Consider the following 24,724-nt stretch of genomic DNA (forward strand, 5'->3'; position numbering starts at 1 on the left):
ATTAATGCATAGCATAAGACTAACGTGCAAATTCATTGAATAAACTATGTGCTAATAGAAGTCGATGTAATTAAATGTCATGTTTAGATGTATTACGAATAAAGCAAAAATGATGGAATGATATCTGGTGAATAGTTATTCATTTTAAGCCTCCTTTACGTTTACGTAAACTGCCTGTTGTGAGGAGGTTTTATTTACAAGTTCTTAAAAATAACACCGGTGTCATTAAAGTTTTCGATCCAATATCTACTCAAATGTTAATATTTAGCATTATTTTATGATTTTTAATGAAGTTGAAATATATTCAATATAATGAATATGTATTCAGAAAGATATTGACTCAGGTTAGGAATAACGCTAATTTTGATCGTCTGTTAGCAAATCGTCGAGCCGTTCATCCACGTTAACAGTGCAGCAAGGGGAGGGGTCCATGTTATATGACTCAAAACTAGAAAAAGATAATTGTGGCTTTGGCTTAATAGCCCAAGTTAATAACCAAGCGAGTCACCGACTCATCCGTACGGCGATCACCGGTTTAGATCGCATGCAGCACCGCGGCGGTATATCTGCTGATGGTAAAACGGGTGATGGTTGTGGCTTGTTACTTCAAAAACCAGACAGCTTCTTTCGTGCTATTGCTGCTGAAAATAATTGGCATTTAGGTAAAAATTACGCCGTTGGGATGATTTTCCTCAATGCTGATCCGGTATTAGCACAAGCAGCTAAAGATGTTTTAAGCGAAGAACTAGAAAAAGAAACGCTTAATATTTTAGGTTGGCGTGTTGTCCCTACCGATCCATCAATGTTAGGACCTATAGCCCTAAAGCAATTGCCTGGGTTTGAACAAATTTTTATTAGTGCGCCTGAAGGGTGGCGTTCTAAAGATTTAGAGCGACGTTTATATGTTGCACGTCGTCGTGCAGAAAAGCGCTTGATGGATGATGAATCATTTTATATTGCGAGCTTATCTGGGCTAGTTACCATCTATAAAGGCTTAATGATGCCTGCTGACTTGCCAAATTTTTATCTCGATCTTGCTGATATTCGCATGACCAGTGCTATTTGTGTTTTTCATCAACGCTTCTCTACAAACACACAGCCTCGCTGGCCTTTAGCGCAACCATTTCGTTATTTAGCGCACAATGGTGAAATTAATACTATTGAAGGTAACCGTCAGTGGGCTCGTGCACGCTCTTATAAATTTGCTTCGCCGCTTATTCCTGATTTACAAAGCGCAGCGCCGTTTGTTAATGAAACAGGGTCTGACTCATCTAGCCTCGATAATATGCTAGAGCTGTTTTTAGCTGGTGGTATGGATTTATTCCGTGCGATGCGTATGCTGGTACCGCCAGCATGGCAAAAAAACCGTGCTATGGATGACGACTTACGTGCATTCTATGATTTTAATTCTATGCATATGGAACCGTGGGATGGCCCTGCAGGGATTGTTATGTCGGATGGTCGTTTTGCTGCCTGTAACCTAGACCGAAATGGCCTGCGCCCTGCGCGTTATATCATTACTCAAGATGGATTTATTACTTTAGCCTCTGAAGTGGGTATATGGGATTACACTGCTGACGAAGTGGTCGAAAAAGGACGTGTAGGCCCGGGCGAACTCCTCGTTATTGATACTAAATTGGGTAAAATTTGGCATTCAGATGAAATTGACCAAGATTTAAAATCACGCCACCCTTATAAGTCGTGGTTAGAAGAAAACGTTAAACGATTAACGCCTTTTGAAGCACTTACCGAGCAAGATGCGGGCAATCGCTCATTTGATGATGAAACCCTTGTCAAATACCAAAAGATGTTTGGCTATACTAACGAAGAGCTAGACAGCGTCATTCGTGTCATGGGTGAAAATGGGCAAGAAGCCACTGGCTCAATGGGTGACGATACGCCGTTTGCCGTACTGAGTGAAGGGCACCGTTCACTTTATGATTATTTCCGTCAAAAGTTTGCTCAGGTTACTAATCCGCCAATTGATCCGTTACGTGAAAACCATGTAATGTCGCTTGCAACGTGTATTGGCAGTGAGCAAAACGTATTTAATGAAACAACAGGGCACGCTAAACGCCTGCAATTTGATACGCCTATTTTAATGTACGCTGATATGCAGCAGCTACTTAACGCCGATGAAGCGCACTACAGCTATTGTAAGATTGATATTACTTACACCGTAGAAGAAGGCCTTGAGAATGCGGTTAAGCGCATCTGTGATGAAGCACAAGCAAAAGCCGCATCTGGCTGCATTATGCTGGTATTAACGGATCGTAACTTTGATGACAATCAATTACCTATCCCTGCTGCTATGGCGGTGGGTGCGGTACAAAAACGCTTGGTAGATAATAACTTACGCTGTGAGTCAAATATTATTATTGAAACTGGCAGCGTTCGCGATGCGCATCAATTTGCGGTACTACTTGGATTTGGTGCAACCGCAATTTACCCGTATTTAGCGTACGAGTCACTTGTGGCTATGAGCGATACCAAGGTAATTAATAAGTCATACTGTGAAGTTACACTGGCTTATCGTCAAGCAATTAATAAAGGCTTGTACAAAATCATGTCTAAAATGGGCATTAGTACCGTGGCTTCATATCGTTGTTCAATGCTGTTTGAAGCCGTTGGTCTATCGGACGCTATTGTTGAGATGTGTTTTAAAGGCGTGGCGAGTCGTATTAAAGGGGCGTGTTTTAGCGACTTTGATGACGATCAGCAAAGCTTGCATAAACTGGCGTTTAGTAAACGTAAATTATTAAGCCATGGTGGTTTATTTAAGTACGTACACGGCGGCGAGTACCATGCTTACAACCCTGATGTGATTCAAACGTTACAAAAAGCAGTACGTAGCGGCGAGTACAGTGATTACAGCGAATACGCAAAGCTAGTAAATCACCGTCCAGTCGCGACTCTGCGCGATATGTTGGCTTTAAAACTGCCAGAAAAGGGTATAAGCATTGATGAGGTAGAGCCTGCCACTGAGCTTTATAAACGGTTTGACTCAGCCGCCATGAGTATTGGTGCATTATCACCAGAGGCGCATGAAGCACTTGCAATTGCCATGAATCGTTTAGGTGGCTGCTCAAACTCTGGTGAAGGTGGCGAAGACAAACTTCGTTACGGTACAGAAAAAAATTCACGTATTAAACAAGTAGCTTCGGGTCGATTTGGTGTCACCCCACATTACTTACGTAGCGCTGATGTTATTCAAATAAAAGTGGCACAAGGCGCTAAACCTGGGGAAGGCGGACAATTACCGGGTGAAAAAGTCACTCCCTATATTGCCAAGCTTCGTTACTCGGTACCGGGTGTGACTCTTATTTCACCTCCGCCGCATCACGATATTTATTCTATCGAAGATTTAGCCCAGCTGATTTTTGACTTAAAACAAGTAAACCCGAATGCATTGATTTCAGTAAAACTGGTATCTGAACCGGGTGTTGGCACAATTGCAACCGGTGTAGCAAAAGCGTATGCCGACTTAATTACTATTTCAGGCTATGATGGTGGCACAGGTGCAAGTCCATTAACCTCAGTTAAATACGCTGGCAGCCCATGGGAGTTGGGACTTGCTGAAACACAACAAGCATTGGTAGAAAATGGCCTTCGCCATCGTATTCGCCTGCAAACAGATGGCGGTTTAAAAACCGGCCTTGATATCATCAAAGCGGCCATTTTAGGCGCCGAAAGTTTTGGCTTTGGCACAGGGCCTATGGTTGCATTAGGCTGTAAATACTTACGAATCTGTCACTTAAATAACTGTGCGACAGGTGTGGCAACACAAGACGAAACATTACGTCAAAAGCATTATCATGGTCTGCCAGAAATGGCGATGAATTACTTTAAGTTCATTGCTCAAGAAGCGCGCGAAATTATGGCAAGTTTAGGGGTTGCAAACCTAACCGATTTAATTGGTCGCTTAGACTTACTCGAAGCCATTGAAGGCAAAACAGCGAAGCAGCAAAAAATAGATTTATCAGCGGTTATCGCTCAGCCAAATAATCCAACGGGTGAAACTTTGTTTTGCAGTGCACCAAATAGCTCGCATTATTTAGGTGAGTTAAATGAGAACTTACTTGGTAAGGCACAAGAGGCAATAGATAACTCAAGCGGCATTTCATTAGTAAGTCGTATTTGTAATACCGACAGATCAGTAGGTGCCATGCTTTCTGGATATATTGCTGATAAACACGGTAATCAAGGCATGGCCGCAGATCCTGTGGTTATTGAATTACATGGTACAGCTGGTCAGTCATTCGGTGTATGGAATGCCGGTGGCCTTGAAATGACTTTGGTTGGCGATGCTAACGATTACGTTGGTAAAGGCATGGCTGGCGGTAAGCTAGTTATTCGCCCACCATTGGGTTCGTCATTTGAAAGTCATAAAGCAACAATTATTGGCAATACCTGTTTATATGGTGCAACCGGCGGTAAATTGTTTGCAGCAGGATGTGCAGGCGAGCGTTTTGCTGTACGTAACTCAGGCGTGCAAGCTGTTGTTGAGGGCGTAGGTGATAACGGTTGTGAATACATGACCGGTGGCGTTGTGTGTGTACTTGGTAATGTAGGAGTGAACTTTGGTGCAGGTATGACCGGTGGTTTCGCTTACATTTTAGATGAACGAGGTGATTTTGAGAAACGCATTAACCCAGAGTTGGTTGAAGTGGTTACTTTAGATGACTTAAGTTCACATCAAGAGCATTTACGCGGCTTAATTGCTGATCATTTAGAGCTAACAGGCTCATGCAGAGCAGAAACTATTTTAGCTAACTTTGAACTTTATTTACCGATGTTCAAATTAGTAAAACCTAAATCAAGTGACGTAAAAAGTTTACTCGGGCACCGCGCTCGCAGTAGCGCCGAACTACGTGTTCAGGCGCAATAAGGGGGCAGTATGAGCGAAAATGTATATCAATTTATAGACGTGCAGCGTGTAGATCCACGCAAAAAACCAATCTCGTCGCGTAAAAAATCGTTCGTAGAAATTTATGAACCCTTTTCAGAAAATCAGGTTAATTCACAAGCGGATCGTTGCCTTGATTGTGGTAACCCTTATTGTGAGTGGAAATGTCCAGTACATAATTATATTCCACAATGGTTAAAACTGATCCGTACAGGGCGTATTTTAGAGGCCGCTGAGCTATCTCACCGTACTAACAGTTTGCCTGAAGTGTGTGGGCGAGTATGCCCGCAAGACCGCTTGTGCGAAGGCTCATGTACATTAGATGAAGAGTTTGGTGCAGTAACAATCGGTAATATTGAAAAATACATCACCGACACCGCGTTTAAAATGGGCTGGAAACCAGACATGTCCTATGTGACATGGACTGATAAAAAAGTTGCCATTATTGGCGCAGGGCCTGCGGGCCTGGGCTGTGCAGATATCTTAGTGCGTAATGGCGTAAAGCCTGTGGTATTTGACCGTCACCCTGAAATTGGTGGGCTGTTAACCTTTGGTATTCCTTCTTTTAAATTAGAAAAAGAAGTCATGCAAAAACGTCGCGAAATATTTACCGAAATGGGTGTTGAATTCAAGCTTAATGTCGAAGTAGGTAAAGACATTAGCATGGATGAAATACTTAATGAGTATGACGCTGTATTTTTGGGCGTGGGGACTTATCAGAGTATGCGAGCGGGGCTTGAGAACGAAGATGCACCGGGAGTGCATGATGCCCTGCCATTTTTAATTGGTAACACTAATCGTGTTATGGGTTACGATGAGTCTAAACAAGCTTGCATTGATATGGCAAACCAAAAAGTAGTGGTGTTAGGTGGTGGTGATACAGCAATGGACTGTGTGCGTACCTCTATTCGTCATAACGCGTTAAAAGTAACGTGTGCTTATCGTCGTGATGAAGAGAACATGCCAGGTTCAAAACGCGAAGTAAAAAATGCCAAAGAAGAGGGCGTAATTTTTACTTATAACGTTCAGCCTAAAGGGATTGTACTTGATGACAAAGGTGCTGTAGCCGGTGTTAAAATGGTAAAAACTCAGCTTGGCGAGGCAGATGAAAACGGCCGCCGTCGCGCTGAGGAAGTACCGGGTTCAGAGCATATTATTGAAGCCACACAAGTGATTATGGCATTTGGTTTTAAGCCACATAAAATGGATTGGTTAGAGCAGTACGACGTAGAAATTAACCACTGGGGTGGTATTAATGCACCCGAGCAAGGTGAATTTACACATCAAACCACTAATCCTAAAATATTTGCTGGTGGCGATATTGTTCGTGGTTCAGACTTAGTGGTCACCGCTATATTTGAGGGGCGTAACGCTGCAGAAGGCATTATGGATTATTTAAAAGTGTAAATAATGCTTTTGTTAGAATGGAGTCAAAAGCAAACCTTCGGGTTTGCTTTTTTTATTTCTTCAGTTTTACAAACAAAGGTAAATATTTATGGTTCCATAGTCGGTGTTTAAGGTCTACAAAAAGGGACGTAGGTTTTGACCTAGCTATTTACAATTATAAGATTTTACAAATAAAAAAGCCCGCAATACATAGATTGTGGGCTTTTTTAAACGCGCTGTTAGTTAATCCATCGAGAAGTGATCTAGGCTCGGTTTCACTCTGGCTTGTCGGCGTTTCACACTTTTATAGCAAATAACGTTACAAACAAGCTGTAGGCCAATAACTAACCAACTTAGTGTTATTAAGCCACTAATAGCAGTGCTGCTAAAAACTAACATAACAGCAATAACAATATGTACAATTAATGCCACATTTAAAAAACGATATAAGCTCTGCTTAAATTGTGTATGTTTAAACTTACTAAAAACAGCCAAAAGTATACTGACAATCAGTAGCAGCCAGTTAATTGCTAAGCCAAAATAAATGACCGTCGTTTGCATTAATGTATCCTCACCGTATCAAGGTAACGCACTATAAAGCGATTCACTTTATCCGTGCGCTTTTATAAGCTCTTTTGCATTTGCTTTAGCTGTTTTGCTAATGTTATCACCACCCAGTAATCGAGCAATCTCATTTACTCGACCATCTTTATTCAATGCCAGCATATGCGTAAATGTTTCACCGTCTGCAATTTCTTTGGCAACAAAAAACTGCTGATGAGCGCTACTGGCCACTTGCGGTAAATGGGTCACACAAATTACTTGCGTAGACTTACCTAGTTGGCGCAGTAGTTTACCAACAGCAGCAGCTGTTGGGCCAGAAATACCAACATCCACTTCATCAAATATAAGCGTAGGGGTCGTGACTTTTTGCGCAATAATAACCTGAATAGCCAAACTAATGCGTGATAGCTCACCACCAGAGGCTACTTTTGCTAAAGGTTGCAATGGTTGCCCTGGGTTTGTTGATACTAAAAACGAAACATTATCAAAGCCTAAGCTATTTGGAGCGCGATCGTTTTGTGCAGTCAATGCTATTTCAAATACGCCATTTTCCATAGATAGATTAGCCATGCTTTCGCTGATCAATCCATTTAATGTATTCGCATACTGGTGGCGACTTGCACTTAATTGTTCACTGGCGTTTTGATAATCCTCAAGGGCATGTTCAATTTCACCTTCAAGTTGCTCAAGACGTGAGCTGTTATTACTTATCGACTCAAGCTCTTGTGCAATAGTTTGATGAAATCCAACGAGCTCTTGGGGTTTTATATGGTGTTTTCTGGCCAAGTCCATTGCACCACTGAGTCTGTTTTCTACTTCAGTTAATCGCTGAGGATCCAAGTCGGCTTGTTCAGTGTAATTACGTACTTCTCGGCTTGCTTCTTCAACTTGAACAGCGGCTTCTGATAATAATGTTGCCACACTGGCTAAGCTTTCATCATACTGTGCAAGTTCAGTAAATTGTTGGGCGCTGTGCTGTAAAATGGAACACGCATTTTGTTCATCATTTTCATATAAATGCTGCAACTCGCGCTGGCAGACTTGCAATATAGTTTGGCTATTGCTGAGTTTATAATGTTCGGCTTCTATTTGCTCAAATTCATCTGCCTGCAATGCAAATTCATCAAGCTCTGCGACTTGATACTCCAATAGTTGCTTTTGTGCGGCTTGTTGCTGCTGCTGTTGTTCTAGCTGTTTAAATTCTTTTTGTAAGTCAGCAAATTGTTTATAACGCTGGCTTACAGCATTAACAAGATTATGATGGCCTGCATATGCATCGAGTAATTGTAGCTGATGCTCTGCCTTTAATAGGTGCTGGTGCGCATGTTGACCATGAATAGAAATTAAATATTGGCCTAGCTCTTTTAGTTGTGCAGCGGTAACTGGGCTGCCATTAATGTAGCTTTTACTGCGACCATTTTTACAAACAACTCGACGAAGTAAACATTCGTTGTCGTCGTTATTAAGCATGTTCTCTTCTAAAAAAGCATGAGCGAGTGGTAAATTGCTTAAATCAAATTGTGCACTTACCTCTGCTTTATCAGTACCTGGGCGCACAGCAGACGCTTCTGCTCGCTCTCCAAGACACAATGATAATGCATCAATGGCTATCGATTTACCTGCTCCCGTTTCACCGGTGATAGCGGTCATACCCGAATGCCATTCTGTGCTTAAATTACTTACGATTGCAAAATTTTTAATTTCTAAACCAATTAACATACTGTTCATCCATCCAGTGAATTAACTGTTAATTTATACAGTGTTTTGTTTTTTTGCAAATTAAATTTCTATATTTTAAGCAAGGCTGGACTCAATTAATGTTTTTTTTTCTTCATCAATAGGGAGGTTTTCATCGTTAAGGTCAATACTATCAACTGGTTGCGCTATGTCTTCAGTTTTTAACTTTAAAATTAGCGTAGGAAGGACTTCTTGATAAAAGTTTTTATTATATAAAATACCTTGAGCTGGTAACTCTGCTATAAAATATTGAGTGGTATCGGAAAAAGCTTGGCTGTTATTATTTTTATAGGTTTTTATTAGTTCTTCGTTAAGTATATTAATAAGTAAATCGCATAGCGACTCTAGCTTGTTTAAATTTTCATCAGTGTGTGGCTGTACCACAAAGAAATTACTGACAACGGCTTGAATTCGAGGAAGGTGTTTAGCACTAATGACTTTTGCATCAAGTAACTCGTTAAGTTTTATTTTTAAACGTGATTGAGTACTTGCAACGCGCTCGTTAAACAGCTTTTTCTTTGCTTCAATAGTCTTTTTACGATTACTTTCAATGAGTAAGTAACTACCAAGTAAAGTAATTAACAATAATAAAGCAAGAAATACTACATAAGTCATTGCTACAATTTCCTGATGGTGATGATTAATAATCTAGCCCGATATTTTGCTCTAAAGTTGCATGTTTGGCAATAACTGAGAGATTGTTTATCTATTGGGGTGAAACAAACATGCGCACTCAAAGAGACTCAGCCTTACCTACCTGTTTAGAGGCAAGGGATATGAGCATGCTCAGTAGTTTTAATCGCTTTTTACTTTGCCCACTCGATTAACTATCTCTTGCTGCGATTACATCGCCCCTCAATTAAACAACTCTCAGTCCTAAAAGCTCAACCGTTTTTAGTATAAACGGCTACCCCAGTTTAACTTCTTACGAAGCACATTATAATAAGAGTAATTTTTTGGGTGAATTAATCGTAATTTTCTATCTGCTTTGCGGATAACGACCTCATCACCGGGTAATACGGCAAGTACAACATGGCTGTCGCAACTTACCTGTAAGCTATCGGTATTTTCTAAACTAAGCTTTAAACGTACTTCGTTATCGGCATCTACCACTAAAGGGCGGCTTGATAAAGTATGCGGGAACATAGGAACCAATGACATGGCGTTGAGTTCTGGGGTTAAAATAGGGCCGCCGCCCGATAAAGAGTAGGCTGTTGAACCTGTTGGAGTAGATACAATTAACCCATCAGAGCGTTGTGAGAATACAAAATCATCGTTAATAAATGCTTCAAACTCAATCATGTGTGCTACTTTATCAGCATGTAACACCGCTTCGTTTACTGCCGAATTAGCGCTTTTAAGTTCGTTATGACGGTACACTTCTACTTCTAATAAAAAACGTTTTTCTTCAATGTAATCGCCACTGAGTACTTGTTCTAAACTGCCTTCAAATCCTTCTGGATTTAAATCGGTTAAAAAACCTAAATTGCCTCTGTTTACACCGATTACCGCAATATCAAAACGAGCGAGTACTCTTGCAGCGCCAAGCATATTGCCATCACCACCAACCACAATGGCTAAATCGGCGCGCGCTCCCAAGTCAACGAGTTTTACGAGCTTGTCCTCAGGTACATCACTAAGTTGACCTCCCGTGCGTTTTTCAACAATCACCTCAAAGCCTAAAGCTAATAAAAACGTATGTAATCGTTGTAACGTAGCGGCTGCATTAGGATGATTTGGCTTACCAATCAAGCCAATAGTGTTAAAGGGAGAGTCCATAATATATACACTGAAAGTTTCGGTATTGGTAGAGTAACCTAAAACAGAAGTGTTTGAAAACACAGATCTTAGGCTCTGTTGACCTTTCAATGCGAAACAGGCGTTGCCCTAAGGGTTTGACTAGAGGCGATTAACTTTTTGTTATTCGGTTTTCACTTAGGCAACTAGGTTACAAAGCTCGCATCGCGATTAAATCGCCCCTAGTTTGAACAAATTTTAATCCGCAAAAATAACAGACCTTAATAATGACTAATTAATTTAATTAATTCACTGTAAAATTTAGATTTATAAAATTTCTTATACTTGAAATAATAATACCTAGCCCCGATATAACAGTCATGCGTAAAGATGTAGATAACATGAAACTAAATCCTCGAGACCAGCAAATTTTTGCCGCTGTTATGAGCCTGTACTGTAATGGTGATGGCTTACCTGTGCCTTCAACAAAAATTGCAAAACAAAAAGGTATGGCGGTGTGTTCTGCCACTGTTCGCAACGCGATGGCACGCCTTGAAAAAATAGGCTTATTGTATTCACCACATACATCTGCAGGACGAGTCCCTACCAATGATGGGTTTGAGTATTGGTTTGATGAGTTCTTTACTTTGGATGCTATTGCTAATTATTGGCAGCCTGAGCAGGCTGAGTTAGTCGAATTGGCACATGGTTTGAGTCAACGTTATCAAGTATGCTGTTGTGTGGGGCTACCTCAAGTTAGAACTCAGCAGGTATTTAGAGTAGAAGTGCTAGACTTTGACGCTAATAACTGGCTTATTTTACTTTTAGACAGAGCAGGGCAAAGCCATAATATTTGCATTAACAAGCCTGATGATCCTAGTGACGGCCAACGCTACGAGTTTGCCACTTGGCTTAACACTGTATTTAGCCAGCAAACGCTCATTGAAGGGCTATACAGAATGCAGGCAATGGCAAATACGGCACCGCGTAATTGTCATGACTCTTTAACTCAATGGACGCGTGAACTAAGCCAAAAATTAGGCTCAGATAACAGTATTGTGGTGGGCGAAAACTACCTTTATAAAAAAATAGATTGTGAGCAAAGTCTTAATATTGGTGTTTCATTTTTAAATTTTGTGGAAGATAAGCTCGCATTTAAAAATGGGGTCTCTATTCTTAGTGCTGAAAACTTACCTTTTAGCACCTGTGATGATCTCATTGTGATCACTGTGCCGTACTTTCAAAATCAGGAATATCAAAGTCGTTTTTGTGTTATTTGTCCGAAATCAGCGCAATTAGAGAAAATAATCCAAGAATTTAAATTATTAGAGCCATCGGGCTCTTGAATCTTTTTATTCAATCCCCATAATTACCGCAGTTGTAAAGAATTGGAGCGTATATTTTATGTCTGAGCAGACACAAAACCCAGAGCAAGAAGTAGAATTGAACGAAGAAGTGGCGCAAATGGAAGCCGACGTTGAGGCTGCAGTAGAAGCAGCAGAACAACACGCCGAGCAAGAGCAAAGCCCTGAAGCAGAAATTGCAATGTTATATGCTGAGTTAGAAGCGGCAAAACAAACTATTGCAGATCAAAAAGATAGCGTCGTTCGCGCTGCTGCTGACGTTGACAATATGCGTCGTCGTGCTGCACAAGATGTTGAGAAAGCACACAAATTTGCACTTGAAAAATTTGCTAATGAATTACTCCCTGTTATAGATAACTTAGAGCGTGCTATTGAGTTCTCTGATAAAGAAAATGAAACGCTTAAGCCTTTGTTAGAAGGTATTGATATGACAGTAAAAAGCTTTAACGATGCAGTGGCTAAATTTGGCGTTGAAATTGTAAACCCACAAGGTGAGCAGTTTAACCCAGATTTTCATCAAGCAATGTCGATTCAGCCAAGTAATGATGTGACGCCTAATACTGTGTTAGCAGTAATGCAAAAAGGTTACACATTAAACGGTCGTTTATTACGTCCTGCAATGGTTATGGTATCTAAAGCAGCTGATGCTTAATTAAGTATACAATTAAAAAATGCCTCATTATGAGGCATTTTTTTTGTCTTTAAAATAATGAACTAACTGCACTAGGATAGTGAGTACAACTGCGCTGAACATTAAACTTGAAAATGGAACTGCACTTTGTGCATGCATTACCGCTAATATAGGGCCTACTAATGCGCCACTACCAAAACGTAAGGTGCCAATAACCGCCGTTGCAGTCCCTGTATTTTGCTCAAATTTCATCAAAATCAATGAATCTGCGTTACTTGCTATTATACCTAGGCTCATCATCAACGGAGCAATAGCCGCAACAATAAAGTAAAGTGACAAGTTTAATACGCTAAAGCTAAGTAATGCTGCGCCAGAGATAAAGCCACACATTAAGCCATAATAAAGCATTTTGCGTGAGCCAATACGTGGCACTACGCGAGTATTTAAAAAATTACCAAACATCAACGCCATTACATTAAAAGCGAATAACAGGCCAAACAATTGTTCTGATACTTTAAATAGGTCGAGGTAAATATAAGGGACGGACGTTAAAAAGCAAAAAAAGCCAAACGACACAAACATCGAGCTTAAAATATCGGCGCGGGCGTGCGTATTACTTAATACCACTTTATAACTTGAGAAGAATAATGCTAATCCTTTTCGCTCATTTTTAAATATTGGAATATCGATTAAATAACGTTGCACAAAGAGTAAAATAACAAAGCTATAGGTCGCTAAAACAATAAAAATAGTCGACCATACCGAAAAGCCTAAAATAACCGAGCCGATAGAGGGGGCAAGTAAAGGCGCTATCATCATAATCATAGACACGTAAGACATACCTTTAGCAGTATTTTTTTGATATATATGCCTAATGATCCCAGGGACGACAACCGTAGCGGCCGCGCCTGTAAATGCCTGTACAGCTCTTAACAGCCAAAAAGTATGCACTTCAGTGGTAAATGCTAACGCCAGTGAACTTAAGCCAAATAAACTGAGACCTATCCGTGCCAGTTTACGCCTGCCAATTTGATCGGCTATGGGGCCAAAAAATAACATGCCCAATGCATAACCCGCTAAGTATATACTCAACGATATTTGAACATTTGGCATGCTGGTATTGAGATCATTGGCAATCACCAGCATCGCCGGTAAATACATATCAATGGCTAAAGGCGTGATCGCGACAATACTGGCTAATAAAGGCAATAAAATACGGGTATTAAAAGAAGAAGCCGAAGCACTCATTTAAAAACTCAAAACAACGAATATAGGCCCAGCATTATAGCAGGGCAATAGCCTTGGATAAACTTAGTTTGCCTGCTAACTTAATTGTTTAATTGCAAAAAGCAAAGATTTTAAACTAACACCGCGTTTGCTATTCTATACTTAGTAACAAACTTTTTTAGGGTAACACAATGAAAAAATTGGTTTTGATAGTTCTAGCCAGTGCAGTATTAGCAGGTTGTAAAACATCACCAACTGGGCGCACGCAAATTGCGCTTTACTCAGATCAGCAAATGACTCAAATGGGTACTGCCAGTTTTGCAGAGATGAAAAAAACGCAGCCGATAAATAAAGATCCAAAAGTAAACAGTTACGTCAATTGCATTGCTGAAAAAGTAGTGGCCGTGCTTCCTACAGAATATGCATCTCAAAATTGGGAAGTGGTGGTATTTGAAGATGAATCTGCAAACGCCTTTGCATTGCCTGGCGGTTATATTGGTGTACATACGGGGCTCTTAAAAATAGCCACAAATCAAGATCAGGTTGCCACTGTTTTAGGCCATGAAGTTGGACACGTGATTGCTGAGCATTCAAATGAACGGGTCTCACAAAGTTCTATTTTACAAACGGGTATGCAGCTGGGCAATGCGGCGCTTGAAATGGGTAACGTGCAATACCGTAATGAAATTATGCAAGGCCTTGGTTTAGGCGCTCAATATGGTGTGGTTTTACCCTTTAGTCGCTCACATGAGTCAGAGGCGGATACAATTGGTTTAGATCTTATGGCGCAAGCAGGGTTTAATCCCAAAGAGTCTGTAACGCTTTGGCAAAATATGAGCCAAGCGGGCAGTGGGGTTACGCCAGAGTTTTTATCAACTCACCCAGCACCAACGAGCCGTATTGCAAATTTACAATCGCAAATGAGTAAAGCGCTTAGCGAGCAAAAAACAGCTAAAGCACAAGGTAAAAATCCGCAGTGTAAGTTGTGATCAGCCATAAAAAAACCTGTCTAATGACAGGTTTTTTTATAATTAAAACATTCAATTATATATTAGAAAGTCCACTCTAAATGAACTTGCGGTACTGATTCACTAACATCAGTACCAAATTTATTGTGCCAGTATTGCCATTCCATACCTAACAGTAAGGTATTTTCTTTCATTTCTAGCGCATGTCCCATATCCCATACAATAATAGGTTGGGCTAAAAACCAAGCACGCACATCGTTACCAAACTCATCTTTTCGTTCAGCAATGTACTCTGCATGTCCTTTTACGTTAAACTTTTGCGAGCCAATCATGAACGGGTAATCAAAGGCTACATCAAACATCCAGCTGTTAGTTTCAATGGGTGCACCGCCTTTTGCAACGCCTTCGCTATCATCAATGTATGCACTGATAAGGGTTGAAAAGAAATTAAAACCAGGCACATCCCAGCTTAATTTTACGCCTGGTAAATATTTAACTACTTTGGCATCGCCTGCAGCATTAATACCCATGGTTAGGCCAACATCAACAAGCGCCCCTGACGCTACTTTTTCGTCCATTACCGCAGATAAACTAAGGGTAGAGTAACCTTCAAAGTAAAAGTCTTGATCTTGAAAGCCATCATCGTTGCTGTCGGTACTGTAATCAATAAAGAAAAAGTTATCGCCATAATCATGCCCAGAAGCATGCTCAATTGAGTACACCGTGGTATTAGATTTTTGTTCAGTAAATGGGTTTTTGTGGTTGCCGTTATTAATATGAAGCGCCGTATTGCTCCAATTAGCAGCGGTAGCTGTTGAACTTAAGGCACACGCACTTAGTGCAACGAGAGGAAGTAAGTTTTTAATTTTCATAACCATATTTTATGTGACACGCTGAATATCACATTATAGCAAACACGGTTAATTTGTTAATTATTTATTGTGATAAACAGTGCATTAGCACGCAGCTAATACACTGTAAAAAGGGAGATTATGCTTTATTGCGGCGCAAACAAATAACAGCAATAGCAGTAAAGGCTAAAATAAAGCAGTAGTAAGATGAGGTTGAAACATCCCACGGGCTAATTTTAAATGTAGCACCGAGTAATAATGCTTGCGCGCCATAAGGCAAAGACCCTTGGGTTACACAGGCAAAAATATCTAATAAACTGGCAGAACGTTTACCACTAATTTCGCCATCATCAGCCAGTTTTTTAGCAATAGGGCCTGTCACAATAATAGACACAGTATTATTGGCAATACACATATTACTGGTGACAACTAATGCCGCGATCCCTAACTGATCGGCTACTTTACGGTGCCATTTGGCAATGACTTTAGTAATAGCTTGAATCTTTTGAGCGATGTAGTCGAGGCCGCCATTAATACGAATAAACTCAGAGAGGCCACCAATAAACATAGACAGTAAAAATATTTCCTGCATTTCACTAAAGCCTTTGTAAATATCTTTTACAAAGCTTGCACCTTCATAGCTGCCGGTAAAGCCCATTAATGCGGCAAACACAATACCGCTTAACAGCACGACAAACACATTAAAGCCCATTACCGCCAGGACTAAAATAAAGGCATAAGGAAGTACTAATAAAATATCGTAGTCTTTGGTATCAACTACTTGTGCTGCAGGCGTTAAAAATAATAGCAATGCAATAGTGAGTATGGCGGCCGGAACAGCAATTTTAAGGTTTTCTTTAAACTTATCTTTCATTTCACAGCCTTGCGTACGCGTAGCAGCAATCGTGGTGTCAGAAATTATTGATAAGTTATCACCAAACATAGCACCAGATACAATGGTACCGGCCATTAAAGCAGGATCAATTCCTGTTTTAATAGATACTGCATAGGCAATTGGGCCAATAGCACCAATAGTTCCCATTGATGTGCCCATAGCAGTAGAAATAACCGCCGCTATTAAAAACAAACCAGGTAGTAGTAACGAAGGGGGAATAAGTGAAAGTCCGGCATTAACAACCGCATCCACACCGCCGGTAGCACCAGCAACCGCCGAAAAAGCACCCGCTAGTAAGTAAATAAGACACATGGTAATAATATTGTTATTACCTACGCCCTTTATAAAGGTTTCTACGCTTTGGTTGATGCTGGTTTTATTTAAAATAAAGGCTAAAACAATCGCGGGTAAAATAGCGACTGGTGCTGGGAGTTGATAAAACGCGTAATCAACCCCTTGAGATTGTAAATATAAGCCTGAGCCTAAAAAAATAGCAACAAAGGTGAGTAGGGGAAGCAAAGAAAATCTTGCTTTATTTTTATCAAATGATGGCTGCATCATAATCCTCGTTAATTATTCATAGCAATCGAAGTCGATTGATATATTAAACAGCCAAAGCATCCCTCTTTTAGCTGAATTTAGTTGTTTGTTTTACTATCTAACCAGATAAGTAATCCAACAGCGCCCGCAAGCCAAAGACCAAATCGGCGCAAAAAAAGAAGTTTAAATGTATAGATGGCTAAATGCAAAGACTATCTGTTATTATTATGAGGGTCTGTTGATCTTTCAAGGTTAAATTTGCAGCAGTCTGTTTGGTATTTAGGCAAGGCAGAGCCTATGTGGTGTGGTTGTTCCCCATAAATAGGCGATAACTCAGCATCAATGCCAAACAGGCGCTGCCCGAAGGGTTCTGCCTAGGGGCGATTTACTCTTTGTTGCTCGGTTTTTACTTAGCCCACTAGGTTACAAACCTCGCGCCACGATTAAATCGCTCCTAGTTTGAACAAATTTTAATCCGCAAAGGTCAACAGACCCTAAAATAATCGAAGCTTTTTTATAAGCTTTCCTGACTATTACATGAGTTTTAGATAAAATCTAGCTAACTAAAAAATACATAGGTTGTAAAAAGATGAATCGAGTAGGTGTGTTTGGTGCGAATGGCCGTATGGGACTGGCACTTGTAGAAGCAGCAACAATCAATAAAAATTCACAATTAGCGGCGGCCTATGTGCGCAGTCAGTCACCATTATTAGACTTGCCAGTTAATCAGCTTAATAGCGCAGCGGCAAAAGAGATTAAGTTTAGCAGTGAACAGCAGGTTGAAAATGTAGATGTGCTTATAGACTTTACTTTGCCTGAAGGCATGAGAAATCATTTAAAAACAGCCGTTGAGCAAAAAACACCTATGGTAATTGGCACCACTGGCTTAACTCATGACGATATGGCGCTATTAACGGATGCCGCTAAACATATCCCTATTGTATTTGCGCGTAATTATAGCGTGGGCGTAAATTTACTGCTTAACTTAGTGCAAACGGCAGCGACAAAACTAGGCGATGATTTAGATATAGAAATTTTTGAAGCACATCATCGTCATAAAATTGATGCGCCATCGGGCACTGCACTTGCCATTGGCGAGTCGATTGCTCAGGCAAAAGGGTGGGATCATGATGAGGTTGCCGTTTATGATCGCAACAACATAGAGCAGGCCAAATCACAAAATGAAATTGGTTATTCGGTGCTAAGGGGCGGTGATATAGTAGGTGAACACACGGCCTACTTCGCTACAATGGGCGAAAGACTTGAATTAACCCATAAAGCAAGTTCGCGAATGACCTTCGCGCTAGGTGCTATAAGAGCTGCGCAGTGGTTGAAAAATAAACCTGCAGGACTTTATGACATGCAAGATGTGCTAGATTTAAAGTAGTTAAGTTCCTTTTTTAACGCTTTGAGGTGGTTTTTTGCTATAACCACTTATTTATTGCAATTTACTAATTAGCGTTAGACCTAAAAGCCAACTTCATGTAGAATGCAGCCAATTTGCCAAAAATTACTAAATGCGTGTTTCCAATTATACTCATATGGTTAGCAAAACCGGGGTTTGTGTGGGAATGAAAAGAGTTTTAGGCAAGAAAAATGAATGAAGGTTTAGTGGTTTACATCGGCATCATTTAAGACTGCGTAAAACAATTTAAGCTCACAGAAATCAGGTTTTGACCAATTATCTGAGTATTGGCGGGGTGTTAAGCAATTTGCTTACTCCCGTTTTTTACTGTTAGGAGGTTTAACTTGACTAAATCCGCTCTGTTAGTCCTAGAAGACGGCACAGTGTTTCGCGGTACTGCAATCGGCGCTGACGGCATGTCAGTCGGTGAAGTAGTATTCAATACGTCTATGACTGGTTATCAAGAAATTTTGACTGATCCATCGTACGCGGAACAAATCGTAACTTTGACGTACCCACATATCGGTAATACGGGTACCAACAGCGAAGACGAAGAAGCGAGTCACATTTGGGCTAAAGGCCTAGTGATCCGTGATTTGCCACTGCTAGCGAGTAATTTTCGTAACGAGCAATCGTTAGATGATTACTTAAAAGAACGTAATATTTTAGGTATTGCGGACATCGACACCAGAAAACTAACCCGTATTTTGCGTGATAAAGGCGCACAAAATGGCTGTATCGTTGCCGGTGACGAACTAGACGAGAAAAAAGCGCTTGAAGCTGCGCAAGCCTTCCCAGGCTTAAAAGGCATGGATTTAGCAAAAGTTGTCTCAACCAAGGAAAATTTTGAGTGGCGCGAATCAAGCTGGACATTAGGCGAAGGGTTTAAAACCTTACACGCTGACGATGAAAAGTTTCATGTTGTTGCCTACGACTTCGGTGTTAAACGTAATATTTTACGTATGCTTGTAGATCGTGGTTGTAAACTAACGGTTGTACCCGCACAAACCTCTGCCGCTGACGTACTAGCCTTAAACCCTGATGGTATTTTCTTATCAAATGGCCCTGGCGATCCTGAGCCATGTACTTATGCCATTGATGCAATTAAAACCTTTTTAGAAACCGATACGCCAATTTTTGGTATTTGTTTAGGGCATCAACTATTAGCGCTTGCCTCAGGTGCTAAAACAGTAAAAATGAAGTTTGGCCACCATGGTGGTAACCACCCAGTTAAAGATCTTGAGCGCGATGTCGTAATGATCACCGCACAAAACCATGGTTTTGCTGCAGATGAAGCCACATTACCAGATAACCTACGTGCAACGCATAAATCGTTATTTGACGGCACATTGCAAGGTATTCACCGTACAGATAAACCAGCATTTAGCTTCCAAGGTCACCCTGAAGCGAGTCCTGGTCCGCACGATGCAGCCCCATTATTTGACCACTTCATCGATTTGATGCAAGCGCGTAACCATTAATTTAACCGGAGTAATAATGCCAAAACGTACCGACATAAAAAGCATTCTTATCTTAGGCGCAGGCCCAATTGTAATTGGTCAAGCTTGTGAATTTGACTACTCTGGTGCTCAAGCGTGTAAAGCACTTAGAGAAGAAGGCTATCGAGTTATACTCGTTAACTCAAACCCTGCAACTATCATGACTGACCCAGAAATGGCCGATGCAACATACATCGAACCAATTCACTGGGAAGTGGTAGAAAAAATCATTGAAAAAGAAAAGCCAGATGCTGTCCTGCCTACAATGGGTGGCCAAACAGCATTAAACTGTGCGCTTGATTTAGACAAGCATGGTGTATTGGCTAAGCATGGCGTTGAGCTTATTGGCGCAACAGCCGATGCAATCGATAAAGCAGAAAACCGTGAACGCTTTGATGTTGCTATGCGTAACATCGGCCTTGAATGTCCACGTGCTGAGATTGCCCATTCAATGGATGAAGCGCGCGATACCATGACCCGTATCGGCTTACCGTGTATTATTCGTCCTTCTTTCACAATGGGCGGCACCGGCGGCGGTGTGGCTTACAACATGGAAGAGTTTGAAGAAATCTGTGAGCGCGGTTTAGACCTTTCACCAACCAGCGAGTTATTAATAGATGAGTCGTTAATTGGTTGGAAAGAATACGAAATGGAAGTTGTTCGTGACAAAAAAGACAACTGTATTATCGTCTGTTCTATTGAAAACTTTGACCCAATGGGTGTGCACACAGGTGACTCAATCACTGTGGCTCCAGCACAAACATTAACCGACAAAGAATACCAAATCATGCGTAATGCCTCTATGGCCGTATTGCGTGAAATTGGTGTTGAAACCGGTGGTTCAAACGTACAATTTGGTGTAAATCCCGTTGATGGCCGTATGGTTATCATTGAAATGAACCCACGTGTATCACGTTCATCAGCACTGGCTTCTAAAGCAACCGGTTTCCCAATTGCTAAAATCGCCGCTAAGTTAGCGGTAGGCTACACGTTAGATGAGCTTCAAAACGATATCACTGGTGGTAAAACCCCAGCATCGTTTGAACCGTCAATCGATTACGTTGTAACAAAAATTCCTCGCTTTAATTTTGAAAAATTTGCCGGTGCAAACGACCGTTTAACGACGCAAATGAAATCAGTGGGCGAAGTAATGGCGATTGGTCGTAACCAACAAGAGTCATTACAAAAAGCATTACGTGGTTTAGAAGTAGGCGCAACAGGCTTTAACCCAATTGTGGCACTTGATGACCCTAAAGCAAAAGAAAAAATCATTCGTGAATTACGTGAGCCAGGTGCAGAGCGTATTTGGTACATTGCCGATGCAATGCGCCATGGTATGAGCGTTGAAGATGTATTTGAATTAACTAAGATTGACCCTTGGTACTTAGTACAAATTGAAGATATCTTAAAAGACGAAGCTAAAATTTCAGAAGTCGGTATGGCCGGCTTAAATGCAGACTTCTTGCGTAAACTTAAACGCAAAGGGTTTGCAGATCCGCGTATTGCAGAAATTGCCGGTGTATCAGAAGCTGAAATCCGTAAAAAGCGTCATCAACTCAATATTGTACCTGTGTACAAACGCGTTGATACGTGCGCTGCCGAATTTAGCTCAGATACGGCTTACATGTACTCATCATACGATGAAGAGTGTGAAGCTAACCCATCTGATCGTGATAAAATCATGGTGATTGGTGGCGGTCCTAACCGTATCGGCCAAGGTATTGAATTTGACTACTGTTGTGTTCATGCTGCGCTTGCGCTTCGTGAAGACGGTTACGAAACTATTATGGTTAACTGTAACCCTGAAACGGTATCTACCGATTACGATACGTCAGACCGTTTATACTTCGAACCAATTACCCTAGAAGACGTGCTTGAAATTGTACGTGTTGAAAAGCCAAAAGGCGTTATCGTGCAGTACGGTGGTCAAACGCCACTTAAACTTGCGCGTGAGCTTGAAGCGAACGGCGTGCCAGTAATTGGTACTTCGCCAGATGCGATTGACCGTGCAGAAGATCGTGAACGCTTCCAACAACTTGTTGAGCGTTTGGATTTACTGCAGCCAGAAAATGCCACCGTAACCTCAACTGAAGAAGCTATTTTAAAATCAGTTGAAATTGGTTTCCCACTGGTAGTACGTCCTTCGTACGTATTAGGTGGTCGTGCGATGGAAATTGTATACGATGAGCAAGACTTACGTCGTTACATGACCGAGGCCGTATCTGCATCAAACGAAGCACCCGTGTTACTTGACCGTTTCTTAGATAACGCAATCGAAGTTGACGTTGATGCTATCTGTGATGGCGAGCAAGTCATCATCGGCGGCATCATGGAGCATATTGAACAAGCGGGCGTTCACTCTGGTGACTCAGCGTGTTCATTACCAGCTCACTCGCTAACGCAAGAAGTACAAGATGTAATGCGTAAGCAAGTAACTGATATGGCCCTTGAGCTTGGCGTAGTTGGTTTGATGAATACACAGTTTGCGGTTAAAGATGGCAAAGTGTATTTAATCGAAGTAAACCCACGTGCAGCACGTACAGTTCCATTTGTATCTAAAGCAACGGGTGTAGCACTTGCAAAAGTTGCGGCACGTTGTATGGCAGGTCAATCTTTAGCAAGCCAAGGCATTACTAAAGAAGTGATTCCACCGTACTACAGCGTAAAAGAAGTGGTATTGCCATTTGCTAAGTTCCAAGGTGTGGATCCTATCCGTGGCCCAGAAATGCGCTCTACGGGTGAAGTAATGGGTGTTGGTGATACTTTCGCCGAAGCGTTCGCAAAAGCACAATTAGGTGCAAGCAACACTTTACCACGTGGTGGTCGCGCGTTACTATCTGTACGTAATAGCGATAAGCCACGTATTGTAGAACTAGCTAAAACCATGACAGACCTTGGTTTTGAGCTAGATGCAACAGGTGGAACAGCTGCTGCACTTGAAGATGCTGGAATTACGGTTCGCCGTGTAAATAAAGTATATGAAGGTCGTCCGCACATTCTTGATAGAATCAAAAATGGCGAGTATAGCTATATCGTTAATACCACCGAAGGTCGCCAAGCGATTGAAGATTCGAAGGTGTTACGTCGTGGTGCATTGCAGCACAAAACCAATTATACTACGACATTGAATGCGGCATTTGCTAACTGTACTGCTAACCAAGCAGATGACCGCAGTAAAGTGACGTCTGTTCAAGAACTACACCTGCGATTGAACTAAGGAAATGTGCCAAGGCCGTAACCACGGCCTTGGGATTAAGTGAGAAAAGTATGCAATCAATTCCAATGACAGTTCGTGGCGCAAAATTATTGCGCGATGAACTTAACGAATTAAAAACTGTTACCCGTCCAAAAATTGTATCTGATATTGCTGATGCACGTGAACACGGTGACTTAAAAGAAAATGCTGAGTATCACGCTGCGCGTGAGCAACAGGGTTTTTGTGAAGGCCGTATTCAAGAAATTGAAGCAAAACTTTCAAACATGCAGATGATTGACGTAACAAAGATGCCTAATACAGGTAAAGTGATTTTTGGTACTACAGTAACCATCGTTAATGTTGAAACCGACGCTGAAGTTAAATATCAGATTGTTGGCGATGATGAAGCAGATATTAAAAGTAATTTAATCTCTGTTAATTCACCAATTGCTCGCGGCTTAATTGGTAAACAAGCGGATGACGCTGTGATTATCAAAACGCCAAAAGGTGATGTAGAGTACGAAATCATTGAGGTTGAGTATATTTAATTAGTTAACTCACTTTAACGTTTTATAAAAACCAGTGTTTAGCAATAAGCACTGGTTTTTTTATGTTTGGTTTTTATATTTGGTTTAGATACCGGTCAATTATTATTCATTGTTTGTAAATGTAGGCTATGTTGTTATGGTAGTAACCTATTCTTCAATAAGGAAATAATATGGCAAATATACTGTATCCAGCACCTTTAAAAGTGGGATCTAAAATCGCCGTGTGTTCTTTATCAGCGGGGATCAAATCAAAATATCACCCACGGTTAGACATCGTCATTAATGGCTTAAAACATCGAGGTTATGAGGTTGTTGAAGGGGAGTTTTTACGTCAAAACGAGCCGCGAACTCAACTTACTGCTAAGCAGCATGCCAAGCAATTAATGGACTTTTTATTGGATGATAAAATAGATGCGATTATGCCGCCAATGGGCGGAGAGCTGGCAATGGAAATATTGCCGTTACTTGATTTTGGCGCAATTAAAAATGCCAAACCTAAATGGTTGGTGGGTTATTCAGATGTCAGCACGATTGCTTGTGCACTGACAGCAAAATGTAATTGGGCAACACTGCATAGCGCCAATTTAATTCAGTTACACCCCGATGAAAAAGATCCGTATTGTTTACAAATTTTTGAAAGTCTAAGCTATGAGGCTAATAGTGAGTTTGAGCAAGCACCCTCGACTTACCATCAACATAACAAGCCTGATTATGCACAAAACCCAAACGTATTATTTGATCACAGCGCGCCAACCCAGTGGCAATGTTTAAATTACACCGATAAACGCAGTATCGAAATGTCAGGGCGATTATTTGGTGGATGTCTTGATACGGTTGGGCTGTTGCTTGATTCGCCTTTTTTAGCACTGCATGAGTTTAAAAAGCATAATGCCTCGCAAGGTATTGTGCTTTATTTAGAAAGCGCAGAGCTCACGCCTGCGACGGTTGCACGGTTTTTATTGTCACTCAAATTAGCCGGTATGTTTGATGATATAAACGGGGTGATTATTGGTCGCCATGTAACCTTACAGGGGCAAGATCCGGGGTTTGACTATCGCCAAGGCTTAAATGCCGCTTTTGGCGGGTGTTTGTTTCCGGTGATCATTGATGCCGATATTGGTCACATCCCTCCTAATTTAAATTTAATCAATGGAGCTTTATGCACTGTTACCGCAGATGTTGATCAAGGCAAAGTTATTAGTGCGTCTGTGGTCACAAAACTAGCCTAATAAAGTAAGCTGCTCACTAACAATTTAAAGTGAGCAGCTTT

The 24,724-nt window shown here is 41.1% G+C and carries 17 protein-coding genes; 10 read left to right on the top strand and 7 right to left on the bottom strand.

Annotated features, from left to right (window positions below; all coding sequences use genetic code 11):
* Positions 1–430: 430 nt before the first annotated feature.
* Both gltB and N523_RS0111295 read left to right on the top strand, forming a co-directional pair.
* Positions 431–4,888, top strand: coding sequence for a glutamate synthase large subunit (gene gltB / locus N523_RS0111290; protein WP_024602949.1), 4,458 nt, complete (start codon positions 431–433; stop codon positions 4,886–4,888).
* Between the two features lie 9 nt (positions 4,889–4,897).
* Positions 4,898–6,313, top strand: coding sequence for an FAD-dependent oxidoreductase (locus tag N523_RS0111295; protein WP_013465171.1), 1,416 nt, complete (start codon positions 4,898–4,900; stop codon positions 6,311–6,313).
* Positions 6,314–6,535: 222 nt separating this feature from the next.
* On the opposite strand, the gene N523_RS0111300 is transcribed toward N523_RS0111295, so the two are convergent.
* From N523_RS0111300 to nadK, 4 genes are all read right to left on the bottom strand, one after another.
* The gene (locus tag N523_RS0111300; protein WP_013465170.1) at positions 6,536–6,853 is read right to left on the bottom strand and encodes a hypothetical protein; all 318 of its coding nucleotides are present in this window, start codon (positions 6,851–6,853) and stop codon (positions 6,536–6,538) included.
* Between the two features lie 48 nt (positions 6,854–6,901).
* A complete protein-coding gene (recN, locus tag N523_RS0111305; protein WP_028835081.1) occupies positions 6,902–8,575 on the bottom strand; it encodes a DNA repair protein RecN in 1,674 nt (557 codons plus the stop codon).
* Between the two features lie 75 nt (positions 8,576–8,650).
* On the bottom strand, positions 8,651–9,208 hold the full coding sequence (locus N523_RS0111310) for a hypothetical protein (protein WP_013465168.1): 558 nt from the start codon (positions 9,206–9,208) through the stop codon (positions 8,651–8,653).
* Between the two features lie 279 nt (positions 9,209–9,487).
* Positions 9,488–10,372, bottom strand: coding sequence for an NAD(+) kinase (gene nadK, locus N523_RS0111315; protein WP_024602951.1), 885 nt, complete (start codon positions 10,370–10,372; stop codon positions 9,488–9,490).
* Between the two features lie 338 nt (positions 10,373–10,710).
* On the opposite strand from nadK, the gene N523_RS0111320 reads away from it, so the two are divergent.
* Together N523_RS0111320 and grpE are read left to right on the top strand one after the other, a co-directional pair.
* The gene (locus N523_RS0111320; RefSeq protein ID WP_028835082.1) at positions 10,711–11,676 is read left to right on the top strand and encodes an HrcA family transcriptional regulator; all 966 of its coding nucleotides are present in this window, start codon (positions 10,711–10,713) and stop codon (positions 11,674–11,676) included.
* A gap of 58 nt (positions 11,677–11,734) precedes the next feature.
* Complete coding sequence (gene grpE, locus N523_RS0111325) at positions 11,735–12,346, top strand: nucleotide exchange factor GrpE (RefSeq protein ID WP_013465165.1); 612 nt, start codon at positions 11,735–11,737, stop codon at positions 12,344–12,346.
* Positions 12,347–12,373: 27 nt separating this feature from the next.
* On the opposite strand, the gene N523_RS0111330 is transcribed toward grpE, so the two are convergent.
* Complete coding sequence (locus tag N523_RS0111330) at positions 12,374–13,573, bottom strand: Bcr/CflA family efflux MFS transporter (protein WP_013465163.1); 1,200 nt, start codon at positions 13,571–13,573, stop codon at positions 12,374–12,376.
* Positions 13,574–13,743: 170 nt separating this feature from the next.
* Between N523_RS0111330 and N523_RS0111335 the strand changes: the two genes are divergently transcribed.
* Positions 13,744–14,541 carry a M48 family metallopeptidase gene (locus tag N523_RS0111335; protein ID WP_028835083.1) on the top strand — a complete coding sequence of 266 codons (798 nt, stop codon included), beginning with the start codon at positions 13,744–13,746 and terminating at the stop codon, positions 14,539–14,541.
* A 62-nt stretch (positions 14,542–14,603) separates the two neighbouring features.
* On the opposite strand, the gene N523_RS0111340 is transcribed toward N523_RS0111335, so the two are convergent.
* Complete coding sequence (locus tag N523_RS0111340; protein WP_024602952.1) at positions 14,604–15,392, bottom strand: nucleoside-binding outer membrane protein; 789 nt, start codon at positions 15,390–15,392, stop codon at positions 14,604–14,606.
* Positions 15,393–15,510: 118 nt separating this feature from the next.
* Positions 15,511–16,824 (bottom strand): Na+/H+ antiporter NhaC family protein, encoded by a 1,314-nt coding sequence (locus N523_RS0111345; protein WP_013465160.1) that lies wholly within the window; start codon positions 16,822–16,824, stop codon positions 15,511–15,513.
* A gap of 571 nt (positions 16,825–17,395) precedes the next feature.
* Between N523_RS0111345 and dapB the strand changes: the two genes are divergently transcribed.
* The 5 genes from dapB (at position 17,396) to N523_RS0111370 (ending at position 24,683) form a co-directional block, all read left to right on the top strand.
* Positions 17,396–18,193, top strand: coding sequence for a 4-hydroxy-tetrahydrodipicolinate reductase (dapB, locus tag N523_RS0111350; protein ID WP_008463955.1), 798 nt, complete (start codon positions 17,396–17,398; stop codon positions 18,191–18,193).
* A 362-nt stretch (positions 18,194–18,555) separates the two neighbouring features.
* Positions 18,556–19,692, top strand: coding sequence for a glutamine-hydrolyzing carbamoyl-phosphate synthase small subunit (carA, locus tag N523_RS0111355; protein WP_016900401.1), 1,137 nt, complete (start codon positions 18,556–18,558; stop codon positions 19,690–19,692).
* A 16-nt stretch (positions 19,693–19,708) separates the two neighbouring features.
* Entirely contained in the window at positions 19,709–22,927 is a 3,219-nt protein-coding gene (gene carB / locus N523_RS0111360) for a carbamoyl-phosphate synthase large subunit (protein ID WP_028835084.1), read from the top strand.
* 50 nt (positions 22,928–22,977) lie between these two features.
* Positions 22,978–23,454 (top strand): transcription elongation factor GreA, encoded by a 477-nt coding sequence (gene greA, locus N523_RS0111365; protein ID WP_010388635.1) that lies wholly within the window; start codon positions 22,978–22,980, stop codon positions 23,452–23,454.
* 170 nt (positions 23,455–23,624) lie between these two features.
* Positions 23,625–24,683 carry a S66 family peptidase gene (locus tag N523_RS0111370; protein WP_028835085.1) on the top strand — a complete coding sequence of 353 codons (1,059 nt, stop codon included), beginning with the start codon at positions 23,625–23,627 and terminating at the stop codon, positions 24,681–24,683.
* Positions 24,684–24,724: the final 41 nt, after the last annotated feature.

Origin of the sequence: Pseudoalteromonas sp. 23_GOM-1509m (assembly GCF_000518425.1) — a bacterium.
Classification (GTDB): domain Bacteria; phylum Pseudomonadota; class Gammaproteobacteria; order Enterobacterales; family Alteromonadaceae; genus Pseudoalteromonas; species Pseudoalteromonas tetraodonis.

What these genes read in the sequence shown, in the direction of transcription:
- gltB (WP_024602949.1), top strand. Translation starts at nt 431, where the DNA reads ATGTTATATGACTCAAAACTAGAAAAAGATAATTGTGGCTTTGGCTTA.
- N523_RS0111295 (WP_013465171.1), top strand. Translation starts at nt 4,898, where the DNA reads ATGAGCGAAAATGTATATCAATTTATAGACGTGCAGCGTGTAGATCCA.
- N523_RS0111300 (WP_013465170.1), bottom strand. Translation starts at nt 6,853, where the DNA reads ATGCAAACGACGGTCATTTATTTTGGCTTAGCAATTAACTGGCTGCTA.
- recN (WP_028835081.1), bottom strand. Translation starts at nt 8,575, where the DNA reads ATGTTAATTGGTTTAGAAATTAAAAATTTTGCAATCGTAAGTAATTTA.
- N523_RS0111310 (WP_013465168.1), bottom strand. Translation starts at nt 9,208, where the DNA reads ATGACTTATGTAGTATTTCTTGCTTTATTATTGTTAATTACTTTACTT.
- nadK (WP_024602951.1), bottom strand. Translation starts at nt 10,372, where the DNA reads ATGGACTCTCCCTTTAACACTATTGGCTTGATTGGTAAGCCAAATCAT.
- N523_RS0111320 (WP_028835082.1), top strand. Translation starts at nt 10,711, where the DNA reads ATGCGTAAAGATGTAGATAACATGAAACTAAATCCTCGAGACCAGCAA.
- grpE (WP_013465165.1), top strand. Translation starts at nt 11,735, where the DNA reads ATGTCTGAGCAGACACAAAACCCAGAGCAAGAAGTAGAATTGAACGAA.
- N523_RS0111330 (WP_013465163.1), bottom strand. Translation starts at nt 13,573, where the DNA reads ATGAGTGCTTCGGCTTCTTCTTTTAATACCCGTATTTTATTGCCTTTA.
- N523_RS0111335 (WP_028835083.1), top strand. Translation starts at nt 13,744, where the DNA reads ATGAAAAAATTGGTTTTGATAGTTCTAGCCAGTGCAGTATTAGCAGGT.
- N523_RS0111340 (WP_024602952.1), bottom strand. Translation starts at nt 15,392, where the DNA reads ATGAAAATTAAAAACTTACTTCCTCTCGTTGCACTAAGTGCGTGTGCC.
- N523_RS0111345 (WP_013465160.1), bottom strand. Translation starts at nt 16,824, where the DNA reads ATGCAGCCATCATTTGATAAAAATAAAGCAAGATTTTCTTTGCTTCCC.
- dapB (WP_008463955.1), top strand. Translation starts at nt 17,396, where the DNA reads ATGAATCGAGTAGGTGTGTTTGGTGCGAATGGCCGTATGGGACTGGCA.
- carB (WP_028835084.1), top strand. Translation starts at nt 19,709, where the DNA reads ATGCCAAAACGTACCGACATAAAAAGCATTCTTATCTTAGGCGCAGGC.
- greA (WP_010388635.1), top strand. Translation starts at nt 22,978, where the DNA reads ATGCAATCAATTCCAATGACAGTTCGTGGCGCAAAATTATTGCGCGAT.
- N523_RS0111370 (WP_028835085.1), top strand. Translation starts at nt 23,625, where the DNA reads ATGGCAAATATACTGTATCCAGCACCTTTAAAAGTGGGATCTAAAATC.